The organism is Sphingomonas sp. HF-S4, from assembly GCF_032911445.1.
Taxonomy (GTDB): Bacteria; Pseudomonadota; Alphaproteobacteria; order Sphingomonadales; family Sphingomonadaceae; genus Sphingomonas; species Sphingomonas agrestis.
On record NZ_JAWJEJ010000001.1, the window covers coordinates 2,770,176 to 2,789,356 of the forward strand.

Here is a 19,181-nt window from a genome sequence, read left to right on the forward strand (position 1 = left end):
AGGGAGGCGCTTGTGCGGCTGGCAAGTCGACGCAGGGCGTTTGGGCGAGTCCGCATGCTGCTGCTGTGCGGGATCGGCATGGCGGCATCGAGCACGTCGCATGCCCAGGAGGCACCACCGCCGGAGAGCGGCGAGGCCGCCCAAGCCCCGGCGGCCGGGCAGACGCGCCGCTTCTGGGACGGCGGCGATCCGGCGCTGCACGGCAACGGCACGATCGACGGCGGCTCCGGCATCTGGAGCGCGATCGCGCCCAACTGGACCGACGACAAGGGCGCGGGCAACGGCCCGATGAACCCGGTCCCCGCCTTCGCCGTCTTCCGCGGCACCGCGGGCACGGTGACGATCGACGACAGCGCCGGCGTCCCGGCGATCAGCTCGATGCTGTTCGAGACCGATGGCTATCGGCTAACCGGCGGCCGGCTCCGCCTCGACGGTGGGCCCTATACGTCGATCCGCACCGCCGATGGCGCGACCGCGCGGATCGACAGCGAGCTCACCGGCGCCGGCGGGCTGCTCTACAATGCCGGCGGCACGCTGATCCTGACCGGCACCAACAGCTATGCCGGCAATACCCGCATCGACTGGGGCACGCTGATCGGCGACACGCGCTCGCTCCGTGGCAATATCGAAAATGGCAGCCACATTGTCTTCGACCAAGGCTTCGACGGTACCTTCCAGGGCGATATCGGCGGGCTGTCGAGCTTCTGGGGGCTGATGTCCAAGCGCGGCGCGGGCGACCTCACGCTTGCCGGGGACAACCAGCTCGACTGGCGCGTCGAGCAGGGCGGGCTCATCGCGCGGGCCCAAGGGTTCGGCGGCACTATCGACATATCCGCCGGCGCCCGGGTCGAGCTTCGCTCGGGCGAAGCGACCGGCGTGACTTCGACCTATCGCTACGCGCTATCGGGGGCCGGCCGCTTCGATGTGGCGGGCAAGGGGCTGCTGACGCTCACCGCCGATTCGAGCGGCTTTGCCGGGCATAGCAACGTCACCGACACCGCGCTGCGCGTCGAGGGCAGGCTGGGCGGCACGCTCGCTGTCGGCGCGGGCGGACGGCTCGGCGGCAACGGCACCGTCGGCGAGGTCGCCGTCGGCGATGGCGGGCGGCTGATCGGCACGGCGGGCGAGACACTCAAGCTCGGCGGACTGACGCTCGCCCCCGGTGCGATCATCGATGCGCGTCTGGGCACCGTCGGCACGCCGCAGCTTTTCCAGGTCGAGGGCGACCTGGTGCTCGACGGCACGCTCAACCTGCTGGGCACCGGGCCGATCGGCGCGGGCATCTATCGGCTGATCAACTTCACCGGGTCGCTCACGAACAACGGCCTGGAGATCGGCACGCTGCCCGTGGGGCAGGAGCGCTCGCTGATCTCGATCCACACGTCGCTGCCCTGGGCGGTCGATCTGGTTTCCCAGATCGGCGGCATGCCCATGCAGTTTTGGGACGGCAGCGACGCGACGCGCTTCGACGACGGCCGGATCGAAGGCGGCCCCGGCGTATGGCGCCGCGAGCTGGCGAGCTGGAGCGACCGCGACGGCCGCAACAACCGGGCCAGCGTCGCCACCGGCTTCTCGGTGTTCGACGGGCGCGGCGGACAAGTGGTGATCGATGCCGGAAATGCCGGCGCGATCCAGACCGGGGGCATCCAGTTCGCGGTGACCGGCTATACGCTCTCGGGCAGCGGGCTGCGGCTGGCGGGCAACGAGCGCACGATATTCCGCGTCGGCGACGGCAGCGAATGGGCCTCGACGATGGTCGCCGAGATCGCCGCGCCGATCTCGGGCCACACTCGGCTGGTCAAGGCCGATGCCGGGACGCTGATCCTGTCGGGTGCCAACAGCTATACCGGGCCGACCGAAGTCCAGGGCGGCACGCTGATCGGCGACACCCAATCGATCCGCAACACGCTGCTCAATGCCGGCACCACGGTGTTCGACCAGAGGACCAATGCGACCTTCGGGCATAGGATCGTGGGGCTGAACGGCAGTGCGGGGGACATGGTCAAGCGCGGCAGCGGCGTGCTGACCCTCGCGAACGAGAGCCGACTCGACTGGACGATCGAGGAAGGCAAGCTCGTCGCCCAGGCCGATCTCTACAAGAGCGAAGTGACGAACCTGCTCGGCGGCGGCGAGCTCGAACTCGGCGTTGCGAAGGACATCACCTACCACACGCTGTTCCGCGGCAACGGCAAGCTTACCAAGACCGGCACCGGCCGGTTGGTGCTGGCGGGCCATTCGCGGACCTTCGAAGGGACCACGCGCATCGCCGCGGGCGAATTGCTGATCGACGGCACGCAGGGCGGACACGTTATCGTCGAATCCGGCGCGCGATTGTCCGGCGACGGATGGATGGGCTCGCTGCACGTCCGCCGCGGCGGCAGCTTCGCACCCTCGCCGAGCCCGAACCTGCCCGAGGCGATTACCAGCTCGATGCGGGTGATGGGCGACCTCGTCTTCGATCCCGGTTCGCGGTTCGAAGTGGACGTGTACGGTAACACCTTAAGCGACATGGTCTATGTCGAGGGCGTCGCGCATCTCGCCGGCGAGGTCGTCCATGTCGGCACGCAGGGCAGCTATGCGCCGTCCTCGACCTATACGATCCTGATCGCCGATGGCGGGATCGAGGGCCGGTTCGACGGGATATCCTCCAACTTCGCGTTCCTGACGCCCAGCCTCGCATACACGCCCTCCGCAGTGCGGATGACGCTCGACCGCAACGACGTGCGGTTCGGCGACGTGGCGCAAAGCGACAACCAGCGCGCGGTTGGGGCCGCGGTCGAGACCCGCGTGGCGGGGCCGCTCTACGCCGCGGTGATCGATGCCGATGCCGAAGGCGCACGGCAGGCGTTCGACAGCCTGGCGGGCGATTTCCACGCCTCGCTGCGCACCGCGCTGGTCGAAGACAGCGGGTTCGCGCGGGGCGCCGTGCTTGGACGGCTGCGTGGCCCGGCGGACACAGCCGGCATCTCGGCCTGGGGCGAGGCAGTCGGTGCCTGGGGCCATTATGGCAGCGACGGCAATGCCGCGCGGCTCGAGCGTTCGGCGGCAGGCGGGCTCGCCGGGATCGAGGCGGTGGTGCCGGGCGGCGACGTGCGGCTGGGCGTGTTCGGCGGCTATCAACGCTCCGACCTGACCGGCGGCGGCAATGCCGATATCGACAGCTACCAGAGCGGTCTCTACGCCGGCGCGCGGATCGGCGGGCTCGCCCTGCGCGGCGGCGCGGCGATCGGCTGGCACGACCTTACGGTCCGGCGGCGGATCGAAGGCGCCGGGCTGAGCGAGCAGGTGCGCAGCCGCTACGACGCCACCACCATCCAGGCATTCGGCGAGATCGGCTGGCGGCTCGAACTCACCGGCGCGGCGATCGAGCCCTTCGCCGCGCTCGCGCATGTCGCGCTCGACATGGGGCAGGCGCGCGAGCAGGGCGGCGATGCGGCGCTGGTGCTCGCCGATGGTGCGATGTCGACCAACTACGCCACGCTGGGCCTCCGCGGTGAGACCGCGCTGTCGATCGGCGGCGGGACGCTGGCGCTGCGCGGCTCGGCCGGGTGGCAGCATGCGTTCGGCGACCGGCTGCCCCGCGTGACGATGCTGGTAAGCGGCGCGCGCTTCGAAAGCACCGGGCTGCCGATCGCACAGGACAGCGTGGCGGGCGACTTGGGGCTGGTCGCCCGGCTGGGCGGCGGGACCGAGCTCGATCTGCGCTATCGCGGCACGCTGTCGCGACGCAACCAGGACAATATGGCCAGCGCGGCGATTACGTTCCGCTTCTGATTCCCCCTTAGGGAGCCGATGCGCGGGCGGGCGGTTGAGCGGGGATGGAAGCGCCCTCAACCTATATCCTGGTGCTGATCGGCATCGGGCTGCTGATCGCGCTGGTGGCGTGGCTGCCGCTCGCGCTGCGCCGGCTGCCGCTTTCGCTGCCGATCGTCTGCATCGGGATCGGTTTCGGCCTGTTCCTGCTCCCCCAGATCGGCTTTCGGCCGCTTCCGGTCCAGAATCCGCACGTCACCGAACGATTCACCGAAATGATCGTGATCATCGCGCTGATGGGCGCGGGGCTCAAGATCGATCGGCTGTTCGGCTGGCGGCGCTGGGCGGTGACGTGGCGGCTGCTGGCCATCACCATGCCGCTGAGCATCCTCGCGATCACGGCGCTGGGCGTCTGGGCGCTTGCTTTGCCCCTGCCCGTCGCGCTGCTGCTCGGCGCGAGCCTAGCCCCCACCGACCCGGTGCTCGCCGCCGACGTCCAGGTCGGCCCGCCCAAGACCGGCGAGGAGGACGAGGTCCGCTTCGGCCTCACCTCCGAGGCGGGGCTCAACGACGGCGCGGCGTTTCCCTTCGTCCACCTCGCCATCCTGCTCGCCGCCAGCGCGGCATCGGGCGAGCCCTGGCTGGCGGAGTGGCTGAGCTACCGCGTGGCTTGGGAAATCCTTGGCGGCATCGCCGGTGGCTGGCTGATCGGGCGCGCCTTCGGCTGGCTGACCTTCCACGTTCGCGCCGATAGCAAGCTCGCCAAGACCGGCGACGGGCTGATCGCGCTCTCGGCGACCCTGGTCTCCTATGGCCTTACCGAGATCTTCCATGTCTATGGCTTCCTCGCAGTATTCGTCACCGCGCTGACCTTTCGCCATGCGCACCGGGAGCATGATTTCCACAAGGAGATGCATGCGATCATCGAGCAGGTCGAGCGGTTGGCGATGATGCTGCTGCTTGTGCTGTTCGGCGGCGCGATCGCCAGCGGCCTGCTCGCCTCGGTCACCTGGACCGACGCCGCGCTGGCAGTGGCGATCCTGCTGGTCGTCCGCCCGGTCACCGGCTGGATCGCGCTGATCGGCTATCCCGCCGCGCGGCGCGAGAAGCTGACCCTGGCATTCTTCGGCATCCGCGGCGTCGGCACGCTCTATTACCTCGCCTACGGCATCAACCACATGACGGTGCCCGACGCGGAGCGGCTATGGGGCGTGGTCGGGCTGGTGGTACTGCTTTCGATCCTGCTACACGGGCTCACCGTAACCCCGATCATGCGCGCGCTCGACCGCGACCAGGGCCGCGATCCCGACGCTGCGAGCGCACCGCCGGGATTGAAGGGGCCGGCACAGGGCTGAACCGGTCAGCCGGGATAACTGGACGCGGTCACCACGCGCGTCAGGCTGGAAGTGCCCGCCGCGGTGAGGAGCAGGTCACCGCCGAGCTTCGCCGCGGCGGGACCGACGTCGCGGATCAGGTGATCGCGCATCGCCTGGGGCACCAGCGCTTCGTCCTGGACGAATTGCGGGCGCTTCATCAGCGCTTCGACATGCGCGTCGTCGGCCGCCACGTCGCCACTGAGATCGCCGATCCGCTCCAGCACGATCGGATAGGCCGAGGGGTCGCGCATCGCGTTCCCCGCAGTGAGCAGCAGCCCGTCCATCGCGACGATCCTGGGCATCGTGACGATGTTGAAGATCATGTAGCAGGGCAGATGCCGCACACTGTCGGTCGCGACGACGAACACCTGGCCCTCGATCGGCAGGATCGTCCCGACATAACGGACATCCGCGCCGCCCAGCTCGAAGCGCAGCAGGCCGTTTTCGCCGATGCGGATGATGCCGTGCTCGTGGAAGAAACGGCCCGGCGCGACGATCGCGGGGTGCGTCGCGCGCCAGAACCCTTCATACGCCTCGCCGCGCATCCGCGTGGAGGCGATGGCCGCGTCGATCGTCGCGTCCGGCAGCGCGATCCCCGAGGGCCGCTCGACCGCTATTCGGGGTGGATCGACGCCGAACAGCGCGGCGAACTCGCCGGGCGCGCGCTCCCAGTCGAGCAGCGTCAGCCCCGGCAGCTTCCGCGCGAGCAGATGCGTCAGCCGCTCGAGATTGTGGCTCGACGGGCTGACCGCGCCCGACGCCCATCGCCCGACCAGCGACTTGTCGACCTCGAGCTCGGCGGCGAGCCGGCCGCGGCTCATCGACAGCGCCTTGAGCGCCAACGTCAGCCGTTCTCCGAAATGCTGCGACATCATATTCCCCCTGCGGCGGCTTAGGCACGCAGTACGCGCGGATCCGGCCAAGACATATTCAATCGTCGGGATCATGATGAAATTCCCCTGTGCGCAGGGCATAGGCCGGCGGACGATGGGAATCTTGGACTATAGGGACATCGCGTTGAAAGTTACGGCCTATCCCAGGAGGCTTGCGTTGGATTAGAAGCAAGCAGCTATTGTTGCCGTGGGGTAGGTGATGGCCGAAACGTCGAAGGCGCCCGTCGAGGCTTTCCGAGTCGCCTTTTCGACCGACATGCTGGCCGATCCGGACTATTCGGCCGATTGCTGGCAGGACGCGCTGTTCCGCGCCGGGATCAACTGCAGCCTCAACATGCTGCCGCCGCCCGATTATCGCGCCAACATGTCGGTGCACGGCTATGACGGGTTCGGCCTGCTTTCGGGCCAGACCTCGTCGGCGGTGTTCGGCGGCGAGCGTTCGGAGACCGATCCCGGCGCCTTCACGTTCAGCTTCAGCCACGGCCCCGCGCTCGGCGTGCGCCATCTCGGCCGCGAAAGCGTGGTCGAGGGCGGCGCGGCGGTGCTGCTCAGCCTCGACAGCGAATCGATCATTGACCTGCGCGCGCAGGGCATGGGCGGACTGAGCGTGTTGTGCCTGCCCAACGACCTGGTCGAGCCGGCCCTAAGCCGCAGCACCTTCACGCTCAATCGCGCGATTGCCGGCAATGCGCCACCGTTCGACCTGCTGCGCCGCTATGTCCGCGTGCTCGCGGCGCGCGGCGACGTCGGCGCGGTCGCGCACCAGGCGATCGCGGTCCGCCACATCCACGATTTTGTCGCGCTGACACTCGGCGCGGGCGGCGACGACCGCGACGAACGGGTTGCGCGCAGCGCCGCCCCGGTGCGGCTCGCGATCCTCAAGGCGGATATCGCCGCCAACCTTACGCGTCCGAACCTGGGCGCGCCGTGGCTGGCACGCCGCCACGGCATCACCCCGCGTCATGTCCACCGGCTGTTCGAGCGCGAGGGCCGCAGCCTTTCGCTCCACATCGCCGAGCACCGGCTGCTCGAGGCCTATCGCCGGCTGGCCGATACGCAGGGCAATGGCGGCACGATCGTGAGCATCGCACTGCATGTCGGCTTCAACGACCTGTCCTATTTCAACCGGCGCTTCCAGCGACGCTTCGGCGCCCGACCCGGAGACATCCGCGCGATCTTCGGGACTTCGCGCGCAAGGGGATGAGGCCGCTTGCCCCGCCAGCCTTGGCCCGCGCGCTTGCCGCGCATTCAAGTTCTATTTGCAGGTCGTCCCGAGTCCGGCGTCCAGATCCAGGCACCGCCCGTCGATCTCCACCGGCACCTTCACGCCGATCAGCCCGGCCAGCGTCGGCGCGATATCCACCGTCTCGACCGACAGCGGCTGCTCGAACCCGGTCATCCCCTTGCGCCAGAACAGGATCGGCACGCGCCGGTCATAGTCCCAGAAGCTGCCATGCGTCGCGACATAGCCGGGCCCGGGGCTTGCGATCGGCGTCACCCGCGGCTTAAGCGCGACGACGAGGTCGCCCGAGCGCGACGGCTCGTACGACTGGCGCGCGCGCTCGAGCAGGCTCCACGTCTCGGGCGGCCCCTTGGGCGCGCCGGTCGCCGCGATCTGCGCGCGCGTGAGAACTGCCTGAACCTGCGGGTGCGCCGAATAGCGGCGGATCGCCTCGGCCTCGACCGCGGCGCGCTGCGCCCGGGGTACCTTGGGGTCGATATAGACGTTGCCGAACGCCCCGCCGACCAGCACCGGGCCGGCGATCCCGAGCTTGGCGCCGATCTCGGCCCCGATCACCTTGGCCGAAGCCGCCGGATCGACCCGCGCCACCGTCGGCGCGGCATGGTCGCGATTGCGCTCGGGCAGGTCGTGCCCGCCATGATCGGCGGTCAGCGCGACCGCATAATCGACGCCGGTCCGGTCGAGCACCGCGAACAGCTTGCCCAGCGCCTGGTCGAGCGCGGTCAACTGCAGGCACATCTCGCTGCCCTCTGTGCCGAGTCCGTGCCCGACATAGTCGGTCGCCGAGGCGCCGAGGATCAGCAGGTCGGTATGCCCGCTTTGCCCGAGCTTCATGTCGGTAGCGAGCCCGGCGCCGAGCGCCAGAACCGCCTCGTCGAACTCGGGCGAGGCGCGGAAGCCGCGGACGTCGCCCGCGGCACGCGCGAACCGCCCGTCGCCGACGGAGAAAGTCGGCGTCACCGCGACCGCGCGGCTGCGCGCCTGACAGAACGGGGTCAGCGCCATCGGCTCCTGCGCCTCGGCGAGCCGTTCGGTGACGCTGGCGTTGACCCGCGCGACCATCGCCGGCTCGGCCCGGCCGGCATAGGAGACGAAGCCCTTGCCGCCCCACCACCAGACCTCGTCGATCTTGTGCCCGCCCATCATCACCGCGGCGCGATCCTTGCCCGCGACCGAGACGACCCGGCTCGCCGGATCGGCAAGCTTCATCCACTCGCCGAGCGTCGGCACCTTCAGATGCTTGTCCGAAACCGTGTAGTTGCTCGAATTGCTGCCGGGCACGCTCTCGTCCTCGGCGCAATAGACGGTCTTGTCTTCACGCGGCGCGTTGAAGTCGGTCCAGTCGTTGGCGACGATCCCGGTCCGCGCGGGCCGCGCGCCGGTGAGGATCGTGGAGTGGCCGGGACACGTCTCGGTCGCGGCGTGGCCCTGATAGCCCGAGGGGAACACCGCCCCCGACAACAGCCGCGCGAAGCCCTCGCGGAACTGGCTGCGATATTCGGCGAACAGATCGGCCGAGAACTGGTCGACCGAGATCACGACCAGCAGCTTGGGCGGCGTGGCCGGCGCGGGCGCCTGCTGCGCGGCAACCGGCCCGGCGATCAGCATGGCAAGTGCTGTGGAAAAAGCGAACTTCATCGTTGGCGACTCCGGGGGGGAGGATTTTTGCCCGCCGCTATTGTCCATCGGACCATCCTGGGCAAGGACTAGCCCATGGCCTTGCTCCGCTTGGGATTGATTTCGCTCCTCGCCTGGCTCTGCCTGGGCCCGGCCGACGCGCAACCGCCGGGCAAGGGCCCGCATGTCCGCATCGAGCTGGTCGCCGAGACCGAGCGGCCCGCGCCGGGCAGCGAAGTCACCCTCGCCTTCGCCTCGACGCCGCAGCCCGGCTGGCACGCATATTGGCAGAACCCGGGCGATGCCGGCCTGCCCGCGCGCGCCGCCTGGACGCTGCCGCCGGGCACCAGTGCAAGGGGACTGCGTTACCCGGTCCCCCAGCGCCTGATCATCGGCGGGCTGATGAACTATGTCTACGAGGCCCCATTCGCGCCGCTGGTGACGCTCAAGCTCCCCGCTGCGGCGCCGGGCACGCGCGTCCCCATCCGCGTCAAGCTCGATTACCTCGTCTGCACCGACGAGATCTGCGTTCCCGAAAAGGCCGAGCTGGCAACCGAGCTGACCCTGGGCGACGGCGCGGTGTCGGCCGATCGCCGCGCGCGCTTCGACGGCTGGCGCGCCGCGCTGCCCCGCCCGCTCGGCACCCGGGCGACCTACCAGCTCGACGGCCAGACTTTCCGCCTGGGGGTGCCCTTCCCGGCCGCTGCGTCGGTGTCGGGCGAAAGCTATTTCTTCCCGATCACTGACGGCGCGATCGATTATGCCAAGCCCCAGCGCGTGGTCCGCGACGGCGACCGCATCGTCGTCGAGGCCCCCGCAAAGCGCAGCGTCGCACAGGTCGAGGGTGTGCTCGCCTTCGGCAGCCAGGGCTTCGCGCTATCCGCGATCCCCGGTACCGTCCCGCCGCCCTCGGCATCGGCATCGGCCGGCGCCGCCAACGGCTGGATCACCACCGCGCTGCTCGCCTTCCTCGGCGCAGTCGCCGGGGGCGTGATCCTCAACATCATGCCCTGCGTCTTCCCGATCCTCAGCCTCAAGGCGCTGAGCCTGGTCAAGGCGGGCGACGCCGCCGGCAATCCGCGCGGCGAGGCGCTGGCCTATACCGCGGGCGTCGTCCTCACCTGCCTCGTGCTCGGCGGCGGCCTGCTCGCCTTGCGCGCCGGCGGCGCCGCAGCCGGCTGGGCGTTCCAGCTCCAGGATCCGCGCGTGATCCTGTTCCTGCTGCTGCTTGTCAGCGGGATCGCGTTCAACCTCGCCGGGCTGTTCGAGCTGCCGACGCCGCGCTTCGCCGGCAGCGCCGCGGCCAGCGGCAAGGGCGGCGCCTTTCTCACCGGCGCGCTCGCCGCCTTCGTCGCAACGCCGTGCACCGGCCCGTTCATGGGGGCAGCGCTCGGCGCTGCGCTGGTCCTCCCCTGGCCCGCGGCGCTGGCGATCTTCGCCGGGCTAGGGCTCGGCATCGCCTTGCCCTTTCTGCTGCTCGGCTTCGTCCCCGCGCTGCGGCGCAAGCTGCCCAGGCCCGGCGCATGGATGGCGACACTGCGACACATCCTGTCGGTGCCGATGTTCCTCACCGCGCTTGCGCTCGCCTGGGTGCTCGGCAAGCAGGCGGGCGTCGACGGCATGGCGCTCGGCCTCGGCGCGACGCTGCTGGCGGCGTTCGGGCTGTGGTGGACAGGCAGGCGTCAGGCCCGCGGCGCGGCGCGCGCCTGGCTGCCCGCGCTGCCGCTGCTCGTCCTCGCGCTTGCCGGCGTGGCGCTGGTCCGCCCCGCCCCCGCCGGGGCCGAACGCCCGGCAATCGCCGGCGCAGAGCCGTTCAGCGAAGCGCGGCTGGCGGCAATCCGCGCCGAGGGCCGCCCGGTCTTCGCCTATTTCACCGCCGACTGGTGCGTCACCTGCAAGGTCAACGAAAAGGCAGTGATCGAGACCGGCCCGGTCGCGGACGCCTTCGAAAAGGCCAAGGTCGCGGTGCTGGTCGGCGACTGGACCAACGGCGATCCCGCGCTCGGCCGCTTCATCGAACGGCACAATCGTGCGGGCGTTCCGCTCTATTTGTGGTACAGACCGGGCAGCGCGGAGCCACAGGTACTGCCTCAGTTGTTGACCCAAGCGATGCTGCAGGCGCAGGCGAGCGGCAGCTGAACGACCGCCATAAACGCCCCTTGTGCAACGCAACAAAGCGATGCAGCATGGAACTTGCAGACCTCCTCTGCACTTAGGGGCGTTGATGGCATCACGCGGGGCGTTCGACGAAATCTGGGGGCATGGCGGGCCCGAAGACCCGCGGCCCGAATTCGCTGCGCTTTCGCAGTGGGTGGCCGATACCCCCACCGCCGAGCTCCAGCGCCGCCAGCAATCCGCGGAAGCCGCGTTCCGCCAATTGGGCATCACCTTCGCGGTCTATGGCGACAGCGACGCCGCCGAGCGGATCATCCCGTTCGACATCGTGCCCCGCGTGTTCCTCCAGCACGAATGGTCGCGGCTGTGCGAAGGCCTTGTCCAGCGCACCCAGGCGATCAACGCGTTCCTCGAGGATATCTACGGCGAGCGCCGAATCCTCAAGGAAGGGCTGATCCCGCCCGAGCTGATCTACCGCAACGAGCAGTTCCGCCCCGAGGTCGCCGGCATTCGTCCGCCGCACGGCGTCTGGGCGCATATCTGCGGGATCGACCTGGTCCGGGTGGGGCCGGAAGAATTCTACGTGCTCGAGGACAATGCGCGCACCCCCTCGGGGGTGTCGTACATGCTCGAGAATCGCGAGGCGATGCTGCGGCTGTGCCCCGAGCTGTTCCGCGATTTCCGCGTCGCGCCGGTGGATAGCTATCCCGACATGCTGCTCGAGACGATGCGCTCGGTGGCCCCTGGCGACAATCCCAATCCGGTGTGCGTCGTGCTCACCCCCGGCCATTTCAACTCGGCCTATTACGAGCACAGCTTCCTCGCCGATTCGATGGGGATCGAGTTGGTCGAGGCGGCCGACCTCGTGGTCGACGACGACATCGTCTGGGTGCAGACGATCGCCGGGCGCGTGAAGGTCGACGTGATCTATCGCCGGATCGACGACGACTATCTCGATCCGCTCACTTTCCGCGCCGATTCGATGCTCGGCGTGCCCGGGCTGATCGCCGCCTATCGCGCCGGCAACGTCGCGCTGATCAACGCGCCGGGCAACGGCATCGCCGACGACAAGGCGATCTACAGCTACATGCCCGAGATCGTGAAATTCTATTCGGGCGGCGAGGCCAGGCTGCCCAATGTCGAGACCTTCCGCTGCCGCGAGCCGCAGGCGCTCAAATACGTGCTCGACAATCTCGACCAGCTCGTCGTCAAGCTGGTCGACGGATCGGGCGGCTATGGCATGCTCGTCGGGCCGACCGCGACCAAGACCCAGATCGCCGAGTTCCGCGCCGCGCTGATCGCCGAGCCGCATCGCTACATCGCCCAGCCGACGCTGGCGCTGTCGACCGTGCCGACGATGGCGGAATCGGGCCTGGCCCCCCGCCATGTCGACTTCCGCCCCTTCGTGCTGACCGGCAGCGACGGGGTCCATGTCGTGCCGGGCGGGCTGACCCGGGTGGCGCTGCGCGAGGGTTCGCTAGTGGTGAACTCCAGCCAGGGCGGCGGGACCAAGGACAGCTTCGTGCTGATGGACGCGGCGGCGCCAGGGCAGTCCCAGTCGCAGAGGCAGGGATCGTGAGAAGGGCTCGCGCATGCTGATGCTCTCGCGAACCGCGGCGGCGCTCTACTGGCTCGGCCGCTATGTCGAGCGTGCCGACTTCATCGCCCGCCTCGTCGAGGCCACCGTGCGCCTCGACGCGCTCTCCGCGCGCCCCGCGGGCGAGGCAGCCTGGGCCAGCGCGCTCGCGGTCACCTATACCGACGAGGCCTTCGCCGCGACCGGCCATAACCTCACCCAGGCGCATGTCGCGCGCTTCCTCACGCTCGACGCATCGCATCCCGGCTCGATCGTCCGTTGCCTCGAAATGGCGCGCAACAACGCCCGCGCCGTGCGCACCGCGCTGACCCGCGAGGCGTGGACCGCGATCAACCGCGCCTGGTGGCTGTTCCAGAACCGCGCCTCGACCGGCGGCGCCACCGCGACGCTCAACCTCGTCGAGCAGGTCAAGGGCGAGACCCGCGGGTTCGAGGGCTCGATCCACCGGATGATGCGCAACGAAGCGACCTGGCTGATCCAGCTCGGTGCCGCGATCGAGCGCGCCGACAACACCGCCCGGCTGGTCGACGTGAAATATCACCTGTTGCTTCCCGAGGGCGAGGCGGTCGGCGGCGTGGTCGATCGCGACCAGTGGACGACGATCCTCCAGACGGTCTCGGCGGTAACCGCCTATCGCTGGCTCTACAGCGACGGGCTCCAGCCGGCGAACGTCATCGACCTGCTGATCAGCCGCTTCGAGCTGCCGCGCAGCCTTGCCGCCTGTGTCGAGGAGACCGTGCAATTGCTCAGCCAGCTCGCCAAGCGCACCGGGCTCCAGGGCGAGGCCGATCGCATGGCGCGCGCGCGGATGGCGCGGATGCAGAAGACGCGGACCTCCGAGGCGATCGTCAGCGGCCTCCACGAATATCTCGAAGCCTTCATTCGCGAGAATGCGATGCTCGACGCCGCGATCGCGCGGCAATTCAGGTTCATCTGATGCGCATCACGATCGAACACCGCACCCGCTATCGCTTCACCGAGCCGCAGGCGCGGATCGTCCAGATGCTGCGCCTGACCCCGTGCGACACGCGCGACCAGACCGTGGTGAGCTGGATGATCGGCGTCGATTGCGACGCCCGGATGCGCGACGCGACCGACGGCTTCGGCAACGCCGTGACGATGCTCTATGCCGAGGGTCCGATCGAGGCGATCGACATCACCGTCACCGGCGAAGTGCTCAGCACTGATACCAGCGGCCTCGTCCACGGCTCGATCGAGCCGCTGCCGCCGATGCTCTATTTGCGCGCCACGCCGCGCACCGCGCTGGGCGACGGCCTGCCCGATTTCGCGTCGGAGAGCATGGCGGGCGCCGCCGATCCGCTCGACCGGCTGCACCGGCTCAACGCCGCGCTGCATGCGCGCTTCCCCTGCGTCCCCGACGCCCCCGATGCTGGGCTGACCGCCGCCGAGGCGTTCGCCCGCGGCAAGGCGACATCGCGCGACATCGCGCAGATGTTCATCGCCGCGGCGCGCGGGCTCGAGGTGCCGGCGCGCTACGTCTCGGGCTATCACAGCGACGGCGCCGCGCACTCGGCGCCGCACGCCTGGGCCGAAGCCTATATCGAGGCGCTGGGCTGGGTAGGCTTCGATCCGACCACGGGGCTCTCGCCCGACGACAGCTATGTACGGGTTGCGGTGGGCCTCGACGCGCTAGGCGCGGCGTCGATCGCGGGAACGCGGATCGGCCCGGGCGACGAGGAGCTCGACGTCGCGCTCCACGTCAGCGAGGAATAGGTCAGGCCAGCTCGGGCACCCGCGCCAGCACCGGCGCCGATAGTGCCATGTCCTCGTCGCTGAGCAGCGACCAGCCATTGGGGCCGAGCACTTCGATCGGGCGATAGCGCGTCTTGTACGCCATCCGCGCGCTGCCTTTCACCCAATAGCCGAGATAGACATAGGGCAGGCCCGCGGTGCGGGCGCGCACGATATGGTCCATGATGATGAAATTGCCGAGGCCCGGGCGCGTCTCGCTGTCCGCCTCGAAGAAGCTGTAGATCATCGACAGCCCGTCTGCCTGCTGGTCGGTGATGCACGCGCCGATCAGCCGGCCGCGCTCGCCGTCCACGCTCGGTTCGCGATATTCGATCACATACGAGCTGACCGGGGACTGCTCGACCATGTCGGCATAGTCGTTCTCGTCCATCGCCGCCATGCCGCCGCCGGGATGGCGCGACTTGAGATAGCGGTGGAGCAGGTCGAACTGCTCCTCGGTCGCCCAGGGCTTGCACGCCGTGACTTCGAGATCCGAATAGCGCTTGAGCAGCTTGCGCTGGCTGGCATTGGGCTTGAATTCGTCCGCGACGACGCGGACCGAGACGCATGCGGTGCACCCCGCGCAGCTCGGGCGGTACGCGACCGACTGGCTGCGACGGAAGCCGATCCGGCCCAGCGCATCGTTGAGTTCGCCGGCATGCTGGCCGGTCAGCTCGGTGAAGATTTTCCGCTCCTGGCGCCCCGGCAGATAGGGGCAGGGCGACGGGCTGGTCACGAAGAAGCGCGGAAAACGGGAAAGTGCAGTCACCGCTGAGTCGCCCTTTGTCAGGCCCGGATTGGCCCTTGGCGGCGACTATGGAACGGCGAACCGATGATGAAAAGACGCTTTACCAAGAAAGAGAGTTAACGATTAAGGATTTGGGCAAGGCCGCAAAACCAACGGCTTGCACCGGCCCGCGGTGAGACGGACAGGGGCGGCGTTAACTTTGATAGGCGCTGCGCGCGCCACCGCCGGAAGACATATCGGCGGTGGAATCTCGTGTGAATCCAGCGGCGACTCGCTTCGCCGCAGAAGCGATTCGGCTCGCCCGAAACCGAAAGCCCCTCCCCTTCAGGGGAGGGGTTGGGATGGGGCCTGTCCGCAAGCGTTGGGCTCGGTGAGACTGACACGCCCCCCGTCCCCTCCCCTTCAGGGGAGGGGCTATAGACCTACGCCAGCTCGACCAAACTCACTTCATACTGCGCGTGCCGCAGCGCCGTGATCAGCCGATCAAGATGGTTGCGATCGCGCGTCTCGCATTCGATGTCGGTGATCAGCCCCTTGGCCGGCAGCGTGGTGAACACGCGCTGGTGATAGACCTCGATGATGTTGACGCCCTGCTCGTGGAAGATCCGCGCGACATGGAACAGCGCGCCCGGCCGGTCCTGTAGCCGGATACGCAGCCGCGCCAGCCGGCCCGAGCGCGCCAGATCACGCAGCAGCACGTTGGCGAGCAGCCGCGTGTCGATATTGCCGCCGCACAGGATCGTGCCGACGGTCTTGCCGCGGAACCGCTCGGGCTCCGAAAGCAGCGCAGCGAGCCCCGCGGCGCCGGCGCCCTCGACCACGGTTTTCTCGATCTGGAGCAGCAGGCTCACGGACTCTTCGAGCCGCCGCTCGCTGACCAGCACGATATCGTCGACCAGCGCCTCGACGATCTGCGCGGTGATCCCGCCGGGCTGCTTGACCGCGATTCCCTCGGCCAGCGTGTCACCCTCGCACGGCATCTCGGTGTGGTGGATGCGGTTGTACATCGACGGATACAGCTCGGCCTGGACACCGATCACGTCGAGCGTGCGACCCTCGGACTTGCCGACTACCGCGCTGCCCGAGATCAGCCCGCCGCCGCCAATCGGCACCACCAGCGTGTCGATCTCGGGCACGTCCTCGAGCATTTCGAGCGCCGCGGTGCCCTGCCCTGCGATCACCCGCGCATCATCGAACGGATGGACGAAGGTGAAGCCCTTCTCGGCCTCCAGCTCGCGCGAATGCGCATAGGCCGCATCGAAGGTCTCGCCATGGAGGATGACGTTGGCGCCATGCCCCTCGGTCTGGGTGACCTTCACCGTGGGGGTATGGAGCGGCATCACGATCGTGCTGGGAATACCCAGCCGCGTGGCGTGATACGAAAGCCCCTGCGCATGATTGCCCGCCGATGCGGCGATCACGCCCTTGGCGCGCGCCGCCGCGTCGAGCTGGAGCAGCGTGTTGAGCGCGCCGCGCTCCTTGTAGGCCGCAGTGAACTGGAGGTTCTCGAACTTGAGATACACCGTCGCCCCGGTCAGGTCCGACAGCGTCTTGCTCACCAGCGTGGGCGTCCGCACCACCGAGCCCAGGATCCGCCCGGCAGCCGCGCGGACGTCATCGATCGATACGGGAAGCGGCGCGTTCGCCGATACTGCCTTGGTAGCCATGATGCGGCGGGCCTAGACCATCTGGCGCGGCGGGGGAACAGGCCCTATGCGCAATGGCCTATGCGCAAGATGCACCTGCCCGCCCGCCTGATCGCGCCCCTGCTCGCTTTGGCGGCGACGTCGCTCGCTCTCCCCGCCCAGGCCGATGCGCTGCTCGACAACGTCAACGGCATGACGCTCGACGAGAAGGGCCAGGTCGTCCGCTTCACCGGCCTGATGATCAGCCGCGACGGCAAGATCAGCTATGTCCTCAAGCGCGGCGACAAGCGGCCCAAGAAGCCCGACCTCAAGATCGACCTGGCCGGCAAGACGCTGGTACCCGGCATGATCGATGGCCACGGCCATGTCATGGGGCTCGGCGCGCAACTGCTCCGGCTCGATCTGTCCGACACCAATTCGCTTGAGGAGGCGCTCGCCAAGATCCGCGCCTATGCCGCGGCCAATCCGAGCAAGTGGGTGCTCGGCGGCGGCTGGAACCAGGAGCGCTGGAAGCTCGGCCGTTTCCCCACCGCCGCCGAGCTCGACGCCGCGGTCGGCGACCGCCCCGCCTGGTTCGAACGCGTCGACGGCCATGCCGGCTGGGCCAACAGCCGCGCGATCGCCGCAGGCGCAGTCACCACCGCGACCAAGGATCCGAGCGGCGGCCGCATCGAGCGTGCCGCCGGCGGCGCGCCCGCGGGCGTCTTCGTCGATGGCGCGATGGACCTGATCACCAAGCGCATTCCCGCACCCACCCCGCGCGACAACAATGCCGCCTTCCTGGCCGCGCAGGAAAGGCTGCTGTCGCTCGGCATCACCGCCACCGCCGACATGGGCACCAGCGGGCAGGACTGGCTCACCTATCGCCGGATGGGCGATCTCAACCTGCTGAAGGTCCGTATCCTCAGCTATGCCGGCGGCATCGATACCGCGCTTGCCGTCGCCGGCCAGGGCCCGACGCCGTGGCTCTATGCCGACAGGCTGCGCATGGGCGGGATCAAGCTCTATGACGATGGCGCGCTCGGCTCGCGCGGCGCGTGGCTCAAGGCCGATTATGCCGACGCGCCGGGCAACAAGGGCCTGCCTTTCCTCAGCGACGACCAGCTGCTCAACCTGATGACCCGCGGGGCGATGGACAATTTCCAGATCGCCGTCCACGCGATCGGCGACCGCGCCAACCAGCAGGTGCTCGACGCGATCGAAGTGCTCTCGGAAACCTATAAGGGCGATCGCCGCTGGCGCGTGGAGCATGCCCAGATCGTCGACCCCAAGGACCTGCCGCGCTTCGGCAAGTTCGGCACGATCGCATCGATGCAGCCGGTCCACCAGATCTCCGACCGGACGATGGCCGAGGCCCGGCTGGGCGCGACGCGGCTGGGCGGTGCCTATGCGTGGCGCTCGATGCTCCAGAACGGGGCAAGGCTCGCTTTCGGTTCGGACTTCCCGGTCGAAAGCCCCGATCCCTGGGCCGGCTGGGCGGCAAGCTTCACGCGGCAGGACGCCGAGGGCCAGCCCTTAGGCGGCTGGCGGCCGGAAGAAGCGGTGACTCGCGAGCAGGGCTGGGCCGGCTTCACCATCGGCGCGGCCTATGCCGGGTTCGCCGAGGAGAAGATCGGCCGGATCGCCGTGGGCCTGCGCGCCGACTTCCTGGTCATAGACCGCGATCCGCTGCTCGCATCGCCTGCCGATCTGCGCGCAACCAAGGTGCTCGAGACCTGGGTGGGCGGCGAACGGGTGTGGCAGCGCAAATAGCATGACCGCACGGCCGCGGCGCTTTGCCCTGCTGCTGGCGGGCGCGAACTGGCGCGAACGCGGCGTCGCCGGCGCCGGCGCGACGCTCGGTATCGGGCTATGCGCGGCGATCTCGACGCTGATCGACCCCACGCACGGCCTGCTGCTTGCCGCCCCGCTCGGCGCCTCGGCGGTCCTGCTGTTCGCGGTGCCCTCGAGCCCGCTCGCCCAGCCCTGGCCGATCCTGGGCGGCAATGTGATCTCGGCGCTGGTCGGTGTCGTGGTCGCGCAATTGCTCGGGCATGGTGCGCTGGCGGCGGGCGTCGGAGTCGGTGCGGCGATCCTGGGGATGTCGGTGCTGCGCTGCCTGCATCCGCCGGGCGGCGGCACCGCGCTGCTGCCGATCCTCGCCCCCGCGGTGCTCGCGCAGGGCTATGACTTCGCGCTGCTGCCGATCGGCGTCAATGCGCTCGCGCTCGCGGCGGTCGGCATCGCGTTCCATCGCATTTCCGGCCACAGCTATCCGCACCGCCCGATGAAGATCCCCGATCGCCCGCGCCTGCTGATGGAGGATATCGACGCCGCGCTCGAAGAATCGGGCGAGACCTTCGACGTCAGCCGCGAGGACCTCGAAGCCCTGCTCGACCGCGCCGAACGCCATGCGGCCGCCCGGCGCATCGCAACGGGAAGACGGCCGCGCACCTGAGGCG

The 19,181-nt window shown here is 69.1% G+C and carries 13 protein-coding genes; 9 read left to right on the plus strand and 4 right to left on the minus strand.

The window, feature by feature from the left end; genetic code table 11:
• Positions 1-54 precede the first annotated feature (54 nt).
• Positions 55-3,774, plus strand: coding sequence for an autotransporter domain-containing protein (locus tag RZN05_RS12580; protein WP_317226949.1), 3,720 nt, complete (start codon positions 55-57; stop codon positions 3,772-3,774).
• Positions 3,775-3,818: 44 nt separating this feature from the next.
• A complete protein-coding gene (locus RZN05_RS12585) occupies positions 3,819-5,108 on the plus strand; it encodes a cation:proton antiporter (protein WP_317226950.1) in 1,290 nt (429 codons plus the stop codon).
• Positions 5,109-5,113: 5 nt separating this feature from the next.
• Here RZN05_RS12585 and RZN05_RS12590 read toward each other — a convergent pair whose 3' ends face one another.
• On the minus strand, positions 5,114-6,001 hold the full coding sequence (locus RZN05_RS12590; protein ID WP_317226951.1) for a helix-turn-helix domain-containing protein: 888 nt from the start codon (positions 5,999-6,001) through the stop codon (positions 5,114-5,116).
• Positions 6,002-6,221: 220 nt separating this feature from the next.
• On the opposite strand from RZN05_RS12590, the gene RZN05_RS12595 reads away from it, so the two are divergent.
• Positions 6,222-7,226: an AraC family transcriptional regulator gene (locus RZN05_RS12595; RefSeq protein ID WP_317226952.1), complete on the plus strand. Its 1,005-nt coding sequence runs from the start codon at positions 6,222-6,224 to the stop codon at positions 7,224-7,226.
• A 51-nt stretch (positions 7,227-7,277) separates the two neighbouring features.
• On the opposite strand, the gene RZN05_RS12600 is transcribed toward RZN05_RS12595, so the two are convergent.
• Positions 7,278-8,903, minus strand: coding sequence for an alkaline phosphatase family protein (locus RZN05_RS12600; protein ID WP_317226953.1), 1,626 nt, complete (start codon positions 8,901-8,903; stop codon positions 7,278-7,280).
• A 75-nt stretch (positions 8,904-8,978) separates the two neighbouring features.
• Between RZN05_RS12600 and RZN05_RS12605 the strand changes: the two genes are divergently transcribed.
• From RZN05_RS12605 to RZN05_RS12620, 4 genes are all read left to right on the plus strand, one after another.
• Positions 8,979-11,021, plus strand: coding sequence for a protein-disulfide reductase DsbD family protein (locus tag RZN05_RS12605; protein WP_317226954.1), 2,043 nt, complete (start codon positions 8,979-8,981; stop codon positions 11,019-11,021).
• A gap of 85 nt (positions 11,022-11,106) precedes the next feature.
• Positions 11,107-12,576, plus strand: a complete 1,470-nt coding sequence (locus RZN05_RS12610) for a circularly permuted type 2 ATP-grasp protein (protein ID WP_317226955.1) — start codon at positions 11,107-11,109, stop codon at positions 12,574-12,576.
• 19 nt (positions 12,577-12,595) lie between these two features.
• Positions 12,596-13,531 carry an alpha-E domain-containing protein gene (locus tag RZN05_RS12615; RefSeq protein WP_317227618.1) on the plus strand — a complete coding sequence of 312 codons (936 nt, stop codon included), beginning with the start codon at positions 12,596-12,598 and terminating at the stop codon, positions 13,529-13,531.
• Positions 13,531-14,328, plus strand: a complete 798-nt coding sequence (locus tag RZN05_RS12620) for a transglutaminase family protein (protein ID WP_317226956.1) — start codon at positions 13,531-13,533, stop codon at positions 14,326-14,328. Before RZN05_RS12615 ends, RZN05_RS12620 begins: the two co-directional genes overlap by 1 nt.
• Before the next feature lies 1 nt (position 14,329).
• Here the strand turns inward: RZN05_RS12620 and RZN05_RS12625 are convergent, their stop codons facing one another.
• Together RZN05_RS12625 and RZN05_RS12630 are read right to left on the minus strand one after the other, a co-directional pair.
• Positions 14,330-15,115, minus strand: a complete 786-nt coding sequence (locus tag RZN05_RS12625) for an arginyltransferase (protein WP_317226957.1) — start codon at positions 15,113-15,115, stop codon at positions 14,330-14,332.
• A 401-nt stretch (positions 15,116-15,516) separates the two neighbouring features.
• On the minus strand, positions 15,517-16,761 hold the full coding sequence (locus RZN05_RS12630; RefSeq protein WP_317226958.1) for a threonine ammonia-lyase: 1,245 nt from the start codon (positions 16,759-16,761) through the stop codon (positions 15,517-15,519).
• A 69-nt stretch (positions 16,762-16,830) separates the two neighbouring features.
• Here RZN05_RS12630 and RZN05_RS12635 point away from each other — a divergent pair, with 69 nt between their 5' ends.
• Both RZN05_RS12635 and RZN05_RS12640 read left to right on the plus strand, forming a co-directional pair.
• Positions 16,831-18,492: an amidohydrolase gene (locus tag RZN05_RS12635; protein ID WP_317227619.1), complete on the plus strand. Its 1,662-nt coding sequence runs from the start codon at positions 16,831-16,833 to the stop codon at positions 18,490-18,492.
• Position 18,493: 1 nt separating this feature from the next.
• Positions 18,494-19,177 (plus strand): HPP family protein, encoded by a 684-nt coding sequence (locus tag RZN05_RS12640; protein ID WP_317226959.1) that lies wholly within the window; start codon positions 18,494-18,496, stop codon positions 19,175-19,177.
• The last annotated feature ends 4 nt before the right edge of the window (positions 19,178-19,181 follow it).

Coding starts and splice junctions, on each gene's coding strand:
- RZN05_RS12580 (WP_317226949.1), top strand. CDS start 55: ATGCTGCTGCTGTGCGGGATCGGCATGGCGGCATCGAGCACGTCGCAT.
- RZN05_RS12585 (WP_317226950.1), top strand. CDS start 3,819: ATGGAAGCGCCCTCAACCTATATCCTGGTGCTGATCGGCATCGGGCTG.
- RZN05_RS12590 (WP_317226951.1), bottom strand. CDS start 6,001: ATGTCGCAGCATTTCGGAGAACGGCTGACGTTGGCGCTCAAGGCGCTG.
- RZN05_RS12595 (WP_317226952.1), top strand. CDS start 6,222: ATGGCCGAAACGTCGAAGGCGCCCGTCGAGGCTTTCCGAGTCGCCTTT.
- RZN05_RS12600 (WP_317226953.1), bottom strand. CDS start 8,903: ATGAAGTTCGCTTTTTCCACAGCACTTGCCATGCTGATCGCCGGGCCG.
- RZN05_RS12605 (WP_317226954.1), top strand. CDS start 8,979: ATGGCCTTGCTCCGCTTGGGATTGATTTCGCTCCTCGCCTGGCTCTGC.
- RZN05_RS12610 (WP_317226955.1), top strand. CDS start 11,107: ATGGCATCACGCGGGGCGTTCGACGAAATCTGGGGGCATGGCGGGCCC.
- RZN05_RS12615 (WP_317227618.1), top strand. CDS start 12,596: ATGCTCTCGCGAACCGCGGCGGCGCTCTACTGGCTCGGCCGCTATGTC.
- RZN05_RS12620 (WP_317226956.1), top strand. CDS start 13,531: ATGCGCATCACGATCGAACACCGCACCCGCTATCGCTTCACCGAGCCG.
- RZN05_RS12630 (WP_317226958.1), bottom strand. CDS start 16,761: ATGGCTACCAAGGCAGTATCGGCGAACGCGCCGCTTCCCGTATCGATC.
- RZN05_RS12635 (WP_317227619.1), top strand. CDS start 16,831: ATGCACCTGCCCGCCCGCCTGATCGCGCCCCTGCTCGCTTTGGCGGCG.
- RZN05_RS12640 (WP_317226959.1), top strand. CDS start 18,494: ATGACCGCACGGCCGCGGCGCTTTGCCCTGCTGCTGGCGGGCGCGAAC.